Origin of the sequence: Thioalkalivibrio sp. HL-Eb18 (assembly GCF_000364985.1) — a bacterium.
GTDB lineage: Bacteria > Pseudomonadota > Gammaproteobacteria > Ectothiorhodospirales > Ectothiorhodospiraceae > Thioalkalivibrio.
In genome coordinates, this window is sequence record NZ_KB822964.1 from 98,101 (window position 1) to 111,297 (window position 13,197).

Genomic DNA, 13,197 nt, shown 5'->3' on the forward strand with positions numbered 1-13,197 from the left:
TGTCTACTCGGTCAGGTCAATGATCGGGTCGTGCCATTCCAGCCGGGTCAGCTTCAGCTCGAATACGCGGCCATCGGCCTCGTAGTCGAAACGTACCGGCAGGTGGCTGAGGTCGGGCGCGAACCAGGCGGAGAGTTCGATGTCGCTGTCCTGGCTCTTGCGCACCACGCGCACGGTCTCGATGCGACCCATCGGGGATTCGATCGTCTCGGTGTCGGCGTACTCGAAACGGTACTGGCGCAGGCGGTCACGTTCCAGGGTCTGTACCGTTTCGCCGTCACCCTCTCCGGCGAGGTCACCCGCCTCCAGACGCTGCATCATGAAGTACAGCGAGCCGAGGAAGTCGAGGGTATGCGGGGGCACCTCGATATCGAATCGCTCGTTGTCTACATGTCCGATCGCTCGGTCTTCTTCCCAGTCGAAGCGCGTCTCGACCTTGCGTTCGCGGCGAGGCGTCACTTCGCGGCTGCGCGAAGTGACCAGCTGCAGGCCGACGTCGTTGGCGTTCATCAGCGCCTCGCGGCTCAGCTCGAAACGCCCGAGGATCCGCAGGAAGCCGGACACATGGGCATCCATGGCCATGCGGGTCTGTACATCCTCGTGGTTCAGGGTGATCCGCGCGTTCAGGGTGTTGCCCATGGCCTGGGCCTCGTAGCTGGCCGTGAATGGCGGCAGGCGCGGACCCTCCTGGGGCTCATTGGCGGCAGCGGACGCCAGCAGGACCTGTCCCAGCAGGAGCAGGACGGCCAGCAGGCTAGTCCGCGTCGCGAGGCGCAGGGCTCCGTTCCTCGGGAGCTTCAACATCGGGTACTACCTCATTGGTTTCGAGCTGCAGCGGGACCGTCAGCGGGGTGTCGTCCCCGGTCACGATGCGGTCGCGCCACTGAATTTCCCCTGAACACAGGCGCCGCACGACCTCGGGATACAGCCGGTGTTCGGCGCGCTGGACACGGGTGGCGAGGCTCTCCGGCGTGTCATCGGGCAGGACCGGCACGCGGGCTTGCATGATCACCGGGCCGCCGTCCAGTTCGGGGGTGACAAAATGCACGCTGGCGCCGTGTTCGTCCTCCCCGTCGGCCAGCGCGCGGGCATGTGTGTCCAGCCCACGGTACTTCGGCAACAGGGAGGGGTGAATGTTCAACAGGCGTCCCGTGAAGCGGTCGACGAATCCGGGGGTCAGGATGCGCATGAAGCCGGCCAGGATCACGAGATCGGGCTCAAAGGCCTCGATTGCATCGGCCAGGTCTGCGTCGAAGGCCTCACGCGATGGATAGTCGCGGTGGTTCAGGACGCGTGCCGGGATCGCGTGCTGTTTGGCGTAGGCCAGCCCGCCTGCGTCAGGGCGGTTGCTGATGACGCCGACGATCCGGGCCTGAATGTGGCCACTGTTGCAGGCCTTGATCAGGGCGCCGAGGTTGCTGCCGCGCCCGGAGATCAGGATAACCAGGCGTGGCAGGGACTCCGGGTTTGCGGGTCCGGTGGTACTGCTCATCGCGCGGCGTAGACCACCCCGGGGGCCGTGTCTTCGCAGTCCTCGATCACGCCGATCGGCCAGCTCGGGATGCCTGCACGGGCCAGTGTCGAACTGGCGGCCTCGACGCGGTCTTCGGGCAGGATCACGGTCATGCCGATCCCGCAGTTGAATGTGCGCAGCATCTCTTCCGGCGCGATGTCGCCGGCCTGTTGCAGCCAGTCGAACACGGGCGGCCACTGCCAGGCCTGCGGGTCGATGCGGGCGCACAGCTGGTCCGGCAGCACCCGCGGGAGATTTTCGGTCAGGCCGCCGCCGGTGATGTGGGCCGCTGCGTGTACCGGAAACTGTTGCATCAGATCCAGCAGCGGGCGCACGTAGATGGTGGTCGGCGCCATCAGGGCATCGCCCAGTGTGGTGCCTTCGGCCCCTGGCAGCGGGGCATCCAGGGCCGCGCCGGCGTGTTCCAGCACGCGCCGAATCAGGGAGTATCCGTTGGAGTGCGGGCCGCTGGAGGCCAGCCCGAGCACGACGTCGCCCGCGCTGACCCGAGTGCCATCGATCAGGGCTTCTTTTTCGGCAATGCCGACCGCAAAGCCCGCGACATCGTAGTCCTCGCCCTGGTACATGCCGGGCATTTCGGCCGTTTCGCCCCCGATCAGGGCGCAGCCGGCCTGTTCGCAGCCGGTGGCGATACCGGTGACGACATCCGCGGCAATGTCGACGTCCAGGTGTCCGGTGGCGTAGTAGTCGAGGAAGAACAGCGGCTCGGCCCCCTGCACCACGATGTCGTTCACGCACATCGCCACCAGATCGATGCCGATGCTGTCATGCCGCCCCGTCTCCTGGGCCAGGCGCAGCTTGGTGCCCACGCCGTCAGTGCCGGAGACCAGGACGGGCTGCCTGTAGCGATCCATCGGCAGCTCGAACAGGGCGCCAAAGCCGCCCAGCCCGGCCATGACGCCGGGGCGCTGCGTGCGGGCGGCATGTGGCTTGATGCGTTCGACCAGCTCGGCGCCGGCCTCGATGTCGACACCGGCCTCGCGGTAGGTCAGGCCTGAACGGGTTTCGGACATGGGTACCCTGGGTGGTTGGTGGCCGCATCCGGTATCCGGCGGCGCTCGCGGAATCCGGCATGGTAGCGAGGCGCCGGGGGGCGTGCAAAAAGTCGGGCACTGCAGGTTAGGGAAACACTGATGAATGTACACGCTCGCGTTGGCACCCCAGGTTGTCCGAGACAAGGCGCGTCGTGGGGCAGGTAGTGGTTCTACTCGCCCGTTGTGATCCAAAACGGGCGCGCGCGCAGCGTTGCGGCTCCCTTGTGCAGAATGACTGCACGGCGGTCACCGCGCATTAAACGCACGCAAAAGCGACGAAGCCGCGAGCGTATACATGGATCGGTGTTTCCCTGGGGCGCTGTGGTATTTTGGGCGCCTGTCGAAAACGCCATTCAACCTTATGCTGCGCCTCTTTCGTCCGTCCCGCGCCCTGGCTGCGTGCCTGCTCCTGTGTCTGCTGGTGGGGGTCTCCCCGTTGCTGGCAGATGATGCCGTGGTGGTGAATGTCCATGCGGAGGACGAAACGGCCGCGCTGGCGCAAGGCCTGGAACAGGCGCTGGTGCGCGTGGCCGGGCAGCGTTCGCCGGAGCTGAGCGAACTGGTGCAGGTCCTGTTGCTGGAGCTGGACGAGGAGGGGCGTATTGAGGCCCTGCGTCGGCGCCAGGAGGTGGACGACGGGGAATACCGCCTGGAATTCGATCGCGACCGGCTACGCAGTGCCCTGCGCGCGGCCGACGTGCCCGTAGTGCTGGGCGCGCGCCCGCAACTGCTGGTTTGGGCGGTATACGAGGAGGGCGGGCGCCGCCACCTGCTGGGCTCCACCCAGGACGAGGCCGATGTGCTGGCCGGGATTGACGCGCTGGGGCGCGATCGCGGCACGCCTTTCGTGCTGCCGCTAGGGGATCTGGAAGATCGCCGCGCCGCGCAGGCGGGGGATGTGATCGGTGGCGTGACCGAGCCGCTGCAGGAAGCGGCCAGGCGCTACGGGTCGACGGGTATCGTGGCGCTGCATGTACGCCCGGTCGGGGGTGGTGCCGAGGCGCGTGCCATCACCGTGCATGGTGGGCGCGAGTACCGTAGCGAGGGCCGTGGCGAATCCCCGGCCGCCGCGGCCCGCGCGGCGGTTGAGGATGGTCTTGACCAGGTCGTGGCACCGCTGGCGCGCGTTGCCGCCGAGCCCGACTGGGTGAAACTGGGCTTTGTCGGGGTCGAGGGCTTTCCCGCGTTCGAGGCATTGCGGCGGGAGCTGGCGCAGATCGAGGCCATCGAGAGTGCAAGGCTGGATTCACTGGGTGGTAACGCGGTGACGCTCGAGGTGCGCACGGGACTGGCGCCGGATGACCTGGTAGACCTCTTGCACGCCAGCGGCTACGGCGTGGCGGAAGACCCGCACGGCGATTCCGAGGCGAAGGCTTGGCTGCGCCGCGAGTGAACTCTCCGGCACCGTTCTCCACCGCCACGCTGGCGGCCCTGGTCGGGCTGGTGATCCTGGGGGTTGCACTCTATCTACTGGCGCCGATTCTCACACCGTTTCTGATCGCGCTTCTGATCGGCTACCTGTTCAACCCGCTGGTCACGCGCCTGGCGGTGCGCACGGGCGGTTCACGCACCCTGGCCACGCTGGTGATCTTCGTGCTGGTGATGCTCGGGCTGGCGGGGCTGGTGCTGGTCCTGATCCCGCTGGCCATGGCCCAGTTCGAGCGCCTGATGCTGCTGTTGCCCGAGGTGATCGCCTGGTTCGACGAGCAGGTCCGTCCCTGGATCGAACAGCAGGCGGGCGATCGCCTGCCGGCCCTGGAGCCGGCGGCACTGCAGGAGCTGCTGGCCGAACACTGGCGCGAGGCCGGCGGGCTGGCGGGCGGGCTGCTGCACTGGCTGGGCAGCTCGACCAGCGCCCTGGTGCTGGGCGTGCTCAATCTGGTGCTGATCCCGGTGGTCAGTTTCTATCTGCTGCGTGACTGGCCACGGCTGGTCGCGGGGCTGCATGACCTGCTGCCGCGCGCCTGGCGTGATCCGGTCACGCGTTTTGCGGTGGAATCGGACAATACCCTGGGGGCGTTTCTGCGCGGGCAGTTGCTGGTGATGCTGGCGCTGGGGCTGTTCTACGCGATTACCCTCAGTGTGGCGGGCGTGCAGATGGGGCTGGCCATTGGCCTGATTGCCGGGCTGGTCAGTTTCGTCCCCTATGTGGGTGTGATCGTGGGCATTGTGCTGGCCACGGCGGCCGTGCTGTTCCAGGGCGATGGCTGGACGCTGTTGCTGGCGGTGCTGGTGATCTTTGCGGTGGCGCAGGTCCTGGAATCGGTGGTGTTGACGCCATGGCTGGTGGGGGACCGGACTGGGCTGCATCCGGTGGCGGTGATCTTTGCTGTGCTCGCCGGCGGTCAACTGTTCGGTTTCTTCGGGGTTCTGCTCGCGCTGCCGGTGGCGGCGGTGCTGGCGGTGGCGGTGCGTCAGGCGCTGGCGCGCTATCGGGGCATGAACGCAGCCGAGGCCGATACCCCGTGAGATCCGAGGGCAACAGCCCGCTCGAGCGTCAGCTGCCGCTGGATCTGCGCCTGCGGGACGCCTCGCGTTTTTCCGGTTTTTACGCGGCGGGCAATGCCCTGGCGCGGGACGCCGTACAGGCCCTGAGTGTCGGGACCGGGATCCAGGAGCCACAGATCCTGCTGCACGGGCCTTCCGGCTCCGGCAAGACGCACCTGTTGCAGGCTGCTTGTCACCAGGGCCACGAGCGCGGGGAACCGGTCAGCTATTTGCCGCTTGGCGAGGTGCGTGATGCGCCGCCGATGGCCGTGCTCGATGGCCTGGAGCGCTCGCGTCTGGTGGCGCTGGACGATCTGGAGGCCGTGGTGGGAGGCGGGGACTGGGACGAGGCCCTGTTCGGACTGATCAACCGGCTGCGCGATGCCGGCTGCCGCGTGCTGCTGGCAGCTACGGCCCCGCCCGAGGGGCTCCCGGTCCAGCTGCCGGATCTGGCCTCGCGCCTGGCCTGGGGCCCGGTGTTCCGCATGCAGCGGCCGGATGATGTGGCCTGCAAGGAGATCCTGGCGCAGCGCGCGGCACTGCGCGGGCTGGAGCTGCCGGAGCCGGTCGCGGATTACCTGCTGCGCCGCTGCTCGCGTGACCTGTCCACCTTGCTGGCGCTGCTGGACCGTCTGGATCTGGCCGCGCTGGCAGAACAGCGCCGACTGACCGTCCCGTTCGTGCGCGAGCAGCTGGCCCGCATGGGCTGAATCCGGGATTGCCTAAGGTTGCTCGGCCGCCGCGCGGGCCCGCCGGGCGTCCAGTTTCACGAACAGCAGGCTGCCCGCGAACCAGGCGAGGCTGGTACCGGTCATCAGGAGGCCGTAGAGCCGGTCCTCCGCGGCCGCGCCGATGGTGATCCCGAGTGTGATGTAGGCGAGCGCCAGCAGGCTGGACCAGGCATGGGTGTAGCGCCTTCCGTGCAGCATCCCGCGCAGCGGAAACAACAGCGGCATGACCAGCACGATCAGCGCCAGCCAAACCGGGACGATCTCCGGCGGGGCGATCCAGGTGGTCCAGATCAGGATCAGCAGCAGCAGTCCAAGAAAGCCGGCCAGGGCCAGGGCGCGAGACAGCGCGATCATGCCGGGGCGCCAGGTGCCGCGTCGAGGCGCAGGGCGATACGCGCGACGCGTTCCCCAAGGGCTGTTGCGATGCGCTGTTCGTCGCGTGTCACCGCCTGATCGCCCTGGGTGCCGGCGACATGGCTGGCGCCATAGGGGGTCCCGCCGCTGGTGGTGCTGTTCAGTTCCGGCACGGTGTAGGGCACGCCGACCCACAGCATGCCCTGATGGATCAGCGGCAGTGCCATGCTCAGCAGGGTGGTCTCCTGCCCGCCATGCTGGGTGGCGGTGCTGGTGAAGACGCCGAAGGGTCGGTCCACCAGCCCGCCGCTGGCCCACAGCCCGCTGGTGCCGTCGAGGAAGTACTTCAGCGGTGCGGCCATGTTGCCGAAGCGGGTCGGCGAACCCATGACCAGCCCTGCGCATTCCTCGAGATCGCGCAGTTCGGCATAGGGCGGCCCGTCCTCGGGCACCGCCGGACGGTCCTCCCCGATATTCGTGGAGACCGGGGCTACGGTGCGCACCCGCGCGGAGGCACCGGCCTTTTCGACGCCGGTTGCGACCTGGCGGGCCAGCTCGGCGGTCGCCCCGTAGCGGCTGTAGTACAGGACCAGGATCTCCGGTGCCGCGCTCACGATACGATCTCCAGTACCTGTTCCGGTGGACGCCCGAGGCGGGCCTGATCCCCGACAACCAGAATCGGGCGTTCGATCAGTTGCGGGTGCTGGATCATGGTCTGGATCAGCGCCTCGTCATCCATCTCGGCGTCCTTCAGGCCCAGCTCGCGGTACTCCGCCTCGCCGGTGCGCAGCAGGTCGCGCGGGCGAATGCCCAGCTTCTCGATCACGCTCTTCAAGGTGGCGGCGTCCGGTGGTGTCTTCAGGTATTCCACGATCTCGGGCTCCACGCCCTGCTCCCGCAGCAGGGCGAGGGCCGCGCGCGACTTGCTGCAGCGCGGGTTGTGATACAGCGTAGGGGCATCGGACATGAATCGACTCCGGAGGTCATCGATGGCAAAGGCCCATGATACCCACGCCCGCCGCTGGCATGTCAGGGGGCGCGTGCAGGGCGTGTTCTTTCGCGCCTCGACCCGGGAACAGGCGCAGGCGCTCGGGCTGACAGGGTATGCGCGCAACCTGCCGGACGGTCGTGTGGAGGTGCTGGCGGTCGGTTCCCCGGATGCCCTGGACCGGCTGGAGACATGGCTCCGGGAAGGCCCGCGCATGGCCCGCGTGGAGGGGCTGGAGGCGAAGGCTGTGCCGTCGCCCGAGGCGCTGCCGACGGGCTTCAGGACTGACTGAGTCGTCTGGTGTCGGGACGCTGAGTCCAAAGTTCCAAAGGGGTCTATAAACGCCATCGCGACGGATGCATACTGCGGGGTCATGGAATCACGCCTGGTTGATATGCAGAGTCAGTCGGAGGACCCGCGGGTGGAGGTCAGCCTGCGTCCCAAACGGCTGGACGACTACACCGGACAGCCCCGGGTGGTTGAACAACTGGGCCTGTTCATCGAGGCGGCGCGCGGGCGCGGGGAGGCCCTGGACCATACCCTGGTGGCCGGCCCTCCGGGCCTGGGCAAGACGACCCTGGCCCATATCGTGGCGAACGAGCTGGGGGTGGGGCTGCGCCAGACCTCGGGTCCGGTTCTGGAGCGCGCCGGGGACCTGGCCGCGATCCTGACCGCGCTGGAGCCCCAGGATGTCCTGTTCGTTGACGAGATCCACCGCCTGCCGACCGTGGTCGAGGAGATCCTGTATCCGGCGCTGGAGGACGGTCAGCTCGACATCGTGATTGGCGAGGGGCCGGCGGCGCGCTCGATCAAGGTGGACTTGCCCCCGTTCACACTAGTGGGCGCGACCACCCGCGCGGGCCTGCTTTCGGCGCCGTTGCGTGACCGGTTTGGCATCGTTCAGCGACTCGATCATTACACTGTCACCGATCTCGCCCATATTGTCGGCCGCGCCGCCGGATTGCTCGGTGTCGGGATCGAGCCTGAAGGGGCGGCGGAGATCGCACGCCGCGGGCGGGGCACGCCGCGCCTGGCCAATCGCCTGTTGCGGCGCGTACGTGACTATGCCGAGGTCCGCGCGTCCGGGGTGATTACCGCCGAGGTTGCGGCCCAGGCGCTGGATTTGCTGGCGATAGATGCCTCGGGCCTGGATGCCCAGGATCGACGCCTGCTCGAGGTGCTGGTCGAGAAATTCGACGGCGGTCCCGTTGGAGTCGAGAGCCTGGCCACGGCGCTGAACGAGGATCGCGGCACCCTGGAGGATGTGGTCGAGCCGTTTCTGATCCAGCAGGGGTATCTGCAGCGAACCCCGCGCGGGCGTCAGGCTACGCGGCGGACGCTGGCGATGTTCGGTCTGGCCGGGTCGGTGGAACCCGACCTGTTGGCGCCGGTCGACAGCCAGGGCGGAGATCGTCGATGACGGATTCTGACGCCCCGTTCGAGTGGCCGGTGCGGGTCTATTACGAAGACACTGACGCCGGCGGCGTGGTCTACCACGCGAACTACCTCAAGTTCATGGAGCGCGCGCGCACTGAATGGTTGCGCGCGCTGGGGTTCGAGCAGGATGCATTGCGCGAGGAATACGGGATCGTTTTTGCGGTGCGCCGCTGCTGTGTGGACATGCGGCGCCCGGCGCGCTTCAACGATGCCCTGACGGTGACCTGCCGGCTGCATTCGCTGCGCCGGGCGAGCCTGGAGTTCCACCAGGGGGTGGAGCGCGACGGGGAGACCCTGGCCAGCGGCGAGGTGGGGATTGCCTGTGTCGAGGTGGCGCGCCAGGCGCCCGCCGCGATCCCCGGCCCGGTGTTGGAGGCCTTGCGTCGACATCATGATCACGGACCGGTAGCGCGCGCGGCCGGAACCAAGTAACGCTGTAACGGGAGACGGACAAGTGGCAGTCGACTTTTCGATGTACCAGCTGGTGATGGAGGCGACCCTGGTGGTCCAGCTGGTGATGGTGATTCTGGTGCTCGCCTCCGTACTCTCCTGGCTGGCGATCATCGTCAAGGCCAGATCTCTGAACGCAGCGCACCGCGCCTGCGATGATTTCGAGGAGCGCTTCTGGTCGGGGGCCGATCTGTCTCACCTCTACGAAGGGGTGCGGCGCAAGCAGGAAATGACGGGCATGGAGCACGTCTTCTCCTCTGGGTTCAAGGAATTTCTGCGTGCGCGCCAGCATGGCATCCCGGCCGGTGAGCCCGCCCAGCGCGCCATGCGTGTGGCGATCGCACGCGAGATTGACGAGATGGAGCGTTATCTGCAGTTCCTCGCCACGGTGGGGTCGACCAGCCCGTATATCGGCCTGTTCGGCACGGTCTGGGGCATCATGCATGCCTTCCTGGGGCTTTCCGGGGTGCAGCAGGCGACCCTTGCGATGGTGGCACCCGGCATTGCGGAGGCACTGATTGCCACGGCGCTGGGCCTGTTCGCTGCGATCCCGGCCGTGATCGCCTACAACCGCTTTGCGGGGGATGTCGACCGCGTGGCCGTGCGCCTGGAGAACTTCAATGACGAGTTCGTGGCCCTGCTCAACCGACAGGTGCACGCGAAGTCCACGGATACGGCCTCCGAGGCCACGGCCTGACCCATGTCCGAGCAGCGCCGTAACAGCCGCCGCCTGCGGCGGCCCATGTCCCAGATCAACGTCGTGCCGTTTATCGACGTGATGCTGGTGCTTTTGATCATCTTCATGATCACCGCGCCGATGCTGCAGCAGGGCGTGGAAGTCGACCTGCCGGAGGCGGACGCCGAGGCCCTGGATCGGGACGAACAGGCGGCCGAGCCGCTGGTGGTGACCGTGGATGCCAGCGGGGCCATGAGCCTGAACCAGGGGCCGATCATTGACGAGCCGCTGGCGCCGCAGGAGATGACCGAGATCGTGCGCGAATTCCTGGCGGAGCACCCGGGAACCCAGACTTTTGTGCGTGGCGACCGTAATGTGGACTACGGGCGTGTGATCGACGCCATGATCGCCCTGCAGCGAGCGGGCGGTGGGCGTGTCGGTCTGATTACCGAGCCGCCGCGCGAAAACAGCGACTGATTCCCGCCACCGTGTTCGAGCTTGTCCGCCGTCATCCTGTCAGCTTCCTCCTCGTGCTCCTGTTGCACGGGGTGCTGTTTGCGGCGTTGATGTTCAATATCAGCCTGATATCTCCCACCTCCTCGCAGGCTGCGGTGGAGATCTCGGTGCAGGAGGACATTGAGGTGATCGACGCGGTGGCGGTGGATGCCGAGGCGTTCGATCAGGTCGAGCACCAGCGCGAGGTTGCTCGTCAGGAAGAAGTCGCCGAGCAGCTGCGCGAGGAAGAGGAGCAACGGCGTGCCGAAGAAGAGGCCCGCCGCGAGGAGGAGCGGCGACAGGCCGAAGAGCAGCGCCGCCGCGAAGAGGAAGAACGGGCGCGGCAGCAGGCGATCGAGGAAGCCGAACAGGCCCGCCGCGAGGCCGAAGAGGAGCGCCAGCGCGCACAGGAAGAAGCCGAGGCCGAGCGTGAACGCATCCGTGCCGAGCGCGAGGCGGCGGAGCGTGAGCGACAGGAGGCCGAGGAGGCCCGCGAGCGCGAAGAGGCGGAGCGACGCGAGCGTGAAGAGGCCGAGCGCCAGGCCCGCGAGGAGCAGGAGCGCCGCGAGCAGGAAGAGGCCGAACGTCGCGCTCAGGAAGAGGCTGAGCGTCGGGCCGAGCAGGAGCGCGAGCTGGAGGAGCAGCGCCGCCGCGAGGCGATGGAGCGCGAGCAGGAGCGCCTGGCGGAGGCGCGCGAACGGCGCGAGGCCGCCGAGCGCCAGGCGCAGATGGATCGCGAAGTGGATGAGTGGCGTGCCCAGGTGCAGTCGGTGGTCCAGCGGCGCTGGCGCCAGCCGTCGGATATCGACTCCTCGGACCGTGCCATTGTTCTCGTGCGTGTGAACGAGACCGGGCGTATCATCGACTTCGATATCGAAAGCTGTTCCGGCGACAGCCGGTTCTGCGACTCCGTGCGCCAGACCATGGACCGTCTGAGTTCGCTGCCACGCCCGCCGGATGCGAGTGCGGTGCGTGGCGGGGTGCGGATCCGATTTGAACCGGACTGATTCGCGGGCCATGCCCGCCTGACGAGGAGCTCATGCGACGACTGATTCACTGGATGCTGCCGGCCATGCTGCTGCTGTGGGCGGCGCAGGCACAGGCCGTATTGGAAGTCACGGTCACCGAGGGCGTTACCGGGGCGATACCGGTAGCCGTTGCGCCGTTTACCTACGAGGGCGAGGGGGAACTCGACGAGGACATTTCCCATATTGTCGCGGCCAATCTGGCCCGTAGTGGGCTGTTCAATGTCGAACAGGACGATCTGCCCGCGGCCCCGTCCGGACCGGCCGACTTTCTTGCCGGGCCCTGGGCCGACGCCGGGGTCGAGTATCTGGTCGTGGGCAATCAGCGCCGTGATGGCGATGACGTCCTCGTGGAGTTTCACGTATTTGATGTGCTGTCCGAGGAACGCCTGGGTGGATGGCGCATTCCGGTGCCTGGCGACATGCTCCGGCGCGGGGCGCATCGCATCTCGGACATCATCTACGAACAGATTACCGGTGACCCGGGGGCATTCAGTGCGCGCATCGCGTTCGTGAGCGTGGAGCGTAACGGCGACGAGCGCCGTTTTGCCCTTGAGGTCGCCGATTCCGACGGGGCCAATCCGCGCACGCTGTTTCGCTCACCCAAGCCGATCATGTCGCCGGACTGGTCGCCGGACGGGCGCGAATTGGTGTACGTCTCGTTCGAGAATCGCCGTTCCGAGGTCTATCGCCAGAATGTCGAGACCGGCAGCCGCGAACGGGTGGCCAGCTTTACCGGCATTAACAGTGCGCCTGCCTGGTCGCCCGATGGCCGTTATCTCGCACTGAGCCTGTCACGCGACGGTGCGCCGAACATCTACCTGATGGAACTGGAGACAGGCGAGATGCGCCAGATGACCCAGACCCGCTCGATCGAGACCGAGCCGGTCTGGTCGCCCGATGGCGAGACCCTTTATTTCACCTCCGATCGTGCGGGTGCGCCGCAGATCTATGCGCTGCCGCGGGAAGGGGGCAGCCCCCGGCGTCTGACCTTCGAGAGCGGCTATGCGGCCGCCGCGACCGTTTCTCCGGATGGGCGCTATCTGGTCTACGTGCACGGTGGCGATGGCGGATTCCAATTGGCCCGTCTCGATTTGAACGACCGCCGTGTGACCCGCCTCACGGAAGGGCGGGACGCGGAATCGCCAAGCTTTGCCCCGAATGGCAGCATGATTATCTATGCGATGACGGACGGCGGGCGTGGCGTGCTGGGCTCGGTGAGTCAGGATGGACAGGTCCATCAGCGTCTCGCTGCCAGGGAGGGCGAGGTCCGTGAACCGGCCTGGTCACCCTTGAATTGATCTTCCTAATAACAACCGCTTTTCGAGGATAATGACGTGATGAGCACGATCTTTCGCTGGTTTTTTGTGGCCATGGTGATTGGGGCGCTGTCGGCGTGTGCGACGCCGACGCGTGATGCCGAGGATGCCGAACGAGAGGCCGAGCGGGCCGCGGCCGAGCAAGCGGAGCGCGAACGCGCCGAGCGCGAGGCCCGTGAGGCCGAGGCCCGTGCGCTGGGTCGCGATCGGCAGTTCGATGCCGATGCACTGGACGACCCGGACAGCCCGCTGGCCGAGCGCCTGGTCTATTTCGAATTCGACCGTGACGAGGTGCAGTCGCAGTACATGGATATGCTCGAGGCGCATGCGGCCTATCTGTCGCAGAACTCCGGGGCCCGCCTGCGGCTGGAGGGCCATACCGACGAGCGGGGTACTCGTGAGTATAACCTGGGGCTGGGCGAGCGCCGCGCACAGTCGGTGCGCCGTATCCTGACCCTGAACGGGGCCTCGGATGACCAGATCGAGGTCATCAGTTATGGTGAAGAAATGCCGGTCGCCTTTGAGCAGAACGAGGAGGCCTGGGCCAAGAATCGCCGGGTCGAGCTGGTCTACGAATCCCGGCGCTAGATGACGGGAGGCGCCATGCGGCGTTTGGCAGGTAGCAGTAACCGAAATGCCCCCCCGGGGGCATTTCTCTTTCCGCGGG

Annotated in this window: 17 protein-coding genes; 11 read left to right on the forward strand and 6 right to left on the reverse strand. The window is 67.2% G+C overall.

Annotated elements, in window-relative coordinates:
• Positions 1–3: 3 nt before the first annotated feature.
• Genes F813_RS0105340 through purM form a run of 3 tightly spaced genes read right to left on the reverse strand, consistent with a single transcriptional unit; the run spans position 4 to position 2,547 of the window.
• Positions 4–804 carry a DUF3108 domain-containing protein gene (locus F813_RS0105340; RefSeq protein WP_017925843.1) on the reverse strand — a complete coding sequence of 267 codons (801 nt, stop codon included), beginning with the start codon at positions 802–804 and terminating at the stop codon, positions 4–6.
• Positions 755–1,492: a phosphoribosylglycinamide formyltransferase gene (gene purN / locus F813_RS0105345; RefSeq protein ID WP_017925844.1), complete on the reverse strand. Its 738-nt coding sequence runs from the start codon at positions 1,490–1,492 to the stop codon at positions 755–757. The genes F813_RS0105340 and purN overlap by 50 nt, the downstream gene beginning before the upstream one ends.
• A complete protein-coding gene (gene purM / locus F813_RS0105350) occupies positions 1,489–2,547 on the reverse strand; it encodes a phosphoribosylformylglycinamidine cyclo-ligase (RefSeq protein WP_012981966.1) in 1,059 nt (352 codons plus the stop codon). The genes purN and purM overlap by 4 nt, the downstream gene beginning before the upstream one ends.
• A gap of 382 nt (positions 2,548–2,929) precedes the next feature.
• On the opposite strand from purM, the gene F813_RS0105355 reads away from it, so the two are divergent.
• From F813_RS0105355 to hda, 3 genes are read left to right on the forward strand one after another with little or no spacing between them, the layout of a single operon-like run.
• The gene (locus tag F813_RS0105355) at positions 2,930–3,961 is read left to right on the forward strand and encodes a DUF2066 domain-containing protein (RefSeq protein ID WP_017925845.1); all 1,032 of its coding nucleotides are present in this window, start codon (positions 2,930–2,932) and stop codon (positions 3,959–3,961) included.
• A complete protein-coding gene (locus F813_RS0105360) occupies positions 3,958–5,037 on the forward strand; it encodes an AI-2E family transporter (protein ID WP_017925846.1) in 1,080 nt (359 codons plus the stop codon). Before F813_RS0105355 ends, F813_RS0105360 begins: the two co-directional genes overlap by 4 nt.
• Before the next feature lie 32 nt (positions 5,038–5,069).
• Positions 5,070–5,765, forward strand: coding sequence for a DnaA regulatory inactivator Hda (gene hda, locus F813_RS0105365; protein WP_026148153.1), 696 nt, complete (start codon positions 5,070–5,072; stop codon positions 5,763–5,765).
• A 12-nt stretch (positions 5,766–5,777) separates the two neighbouring features.
• Here the strand turns inward: hda and F813_RS0105370 are convergent, their stop codons facing one another.
• Genes F813_RS0105370 through arsC form a run of 3 tightly spaced genes read right to left on the reverse strand, consistent with a single transcriptional unit; the run spans position 5,778 to position 7,107 of the window.
• Complete coding sequence (locus F813_RS0105370) at positions 5,778–6,140, reverse strand: DUF2069 domain-containing protein (RefSeq protein ID WP_012981970.1); 363 nt, start codon at positions 6,138–6,140, stop codon at positions 5,778–5,780.
• Positions 6,137–6,754: an NAD(P)H:quinone oxidoreductase gene (wrbA, locus tag F813_RS0105375; protein ID WP_017925848.1), complete on the reverse strand. Its 618-nt coding sequence runs from the start codon at positions 6,752–6,754 to the stop codon at positions 6,137–6,139. Before wrbA ends, F813_RS0105370 begins: the two co-directional genes overlap by 4 nt.
• Entirely contained in the window at positions 6,751–7,107 is a 357-nt protein-coding gene (arsC, locus tag F813_RS0105380; protein ID WP_017925849.1) for an arsenate reductase (glutaredoxin), read from the reverse strand. Before arsC ends, wrbA begins: the two co-directional genes overlap by 4 nt.
• Before the next feature lie 22 nt (positions 7,108–7,129).
• Here arsC and yccX point away from each other — a divergent pair, with 22 nt between their 5' ends.
• The 8 genes from yccX to pal all read left to right on the forward strand — a co-directional run bounded on the left by yccX (position 7,130) and on the right by pal (position 13,118).
• A complete protein-coding gene (gene yccX, locus F813_RS0105385; protein WP_017925850.1) occupies positions 7,130–7,420 on the forward strand; it encodes an acylphosphatase in 291 nt (96 codons plus the stop codon).
• A gap of 81 nt (positions 7,421–7,501) precedes the next feature.
• Complete coding sequence (gene ruvB, locus F813_RS0105390) at positions 7,502–8,548, forward strand: Holliday junction branch migration DNA helicase RuvB (protein WP_012981974.1); 1,047 nt, start codon at positions 7,502–7,504, stop codon at positions 8,546–8,548.
• The gene (gene ybgC / locus F813_RS0105395) at positions 8,545–8,997 is read left to right on the forward strand and encodes a tol-pal system-associated acyl-CoA thioesterase (RefSeq protein ID WP_012981975.1); all 453 of its coding nucleotides are present in this window, start codon (positions 8,545–8,547) and stop codon (positions 8,995–8,997) included. The genes ruvB and ybgC overlap by 4 nt, the downstream gene beginning before the upstream one ends.
• 40 nt (positions 8,998–9,037) lie before the next feature.
• Complete coding sequence (gene tolQ, locus F813_RS0105400) at positions 9,038–9,712, forward strand: protein TolQ (RefSeq protein WP_026148154.1); 675 nt, start codon at positions 9,038–9,040, stop codon at positions 9,710–9,712.
• A 3-nt stretch (positions 9,713–9,715) separates the two neighbouring features.
• Positions 9,716–10,168 carry a protein TolR gene (gene tolR, locus F813_RS0105405; RefSeq protein ID WP_012981977.1) on the forward strand — a complete coding sequence of 151 codons (453 nt, stop codon included), beginning with the start codon at positions 9,716–9,718 and terminating at the stop codon, positions 10,166–10,168.
• A gap of 11 nt (positions 10,169–10,179) precedes the next feature.
• The gene (gene tolA, locus F813_RS0105410; protein WP_012981978.1) at positions 10,180–11,193 is read left to right on the forward strand and encodes a cell envelope integrity protein TolA; all 1,014 of its coding nucleotides are present in this window, start codon (positions 10,180–10,182) and stop codon (positions 11,191–11,193) included.
• Between the two features lie 32 nt (positions 11,194–11,225).
• Complete coding sequence (gene tolB, locus F813_RS0105415; RefSeq protein WP_017925851.1) at positions 11,226–12,512, forward strand: Tol-Pal system beta propeller repeat protein TolB; 1,287 nt, start codon at positions 11,226–11,228, stop codon at positions 12,510–12,512.
• Positions 12,513–12,551: 39 nt separating this feature from the next.
• Complete coding sequence (gene pal / locus F813_RS0105420; RefSeq protein WP_017925852.1) at positions 12,552–13,118, forward strand: peptidoglycan-associated lipoprotein Pal; 567 nt, start codon at positions 12,552–12,554, stop codon at positions 13,116–13,118.
• Positions 13,119–13,197: the final 79 nt, after the last annotated feature.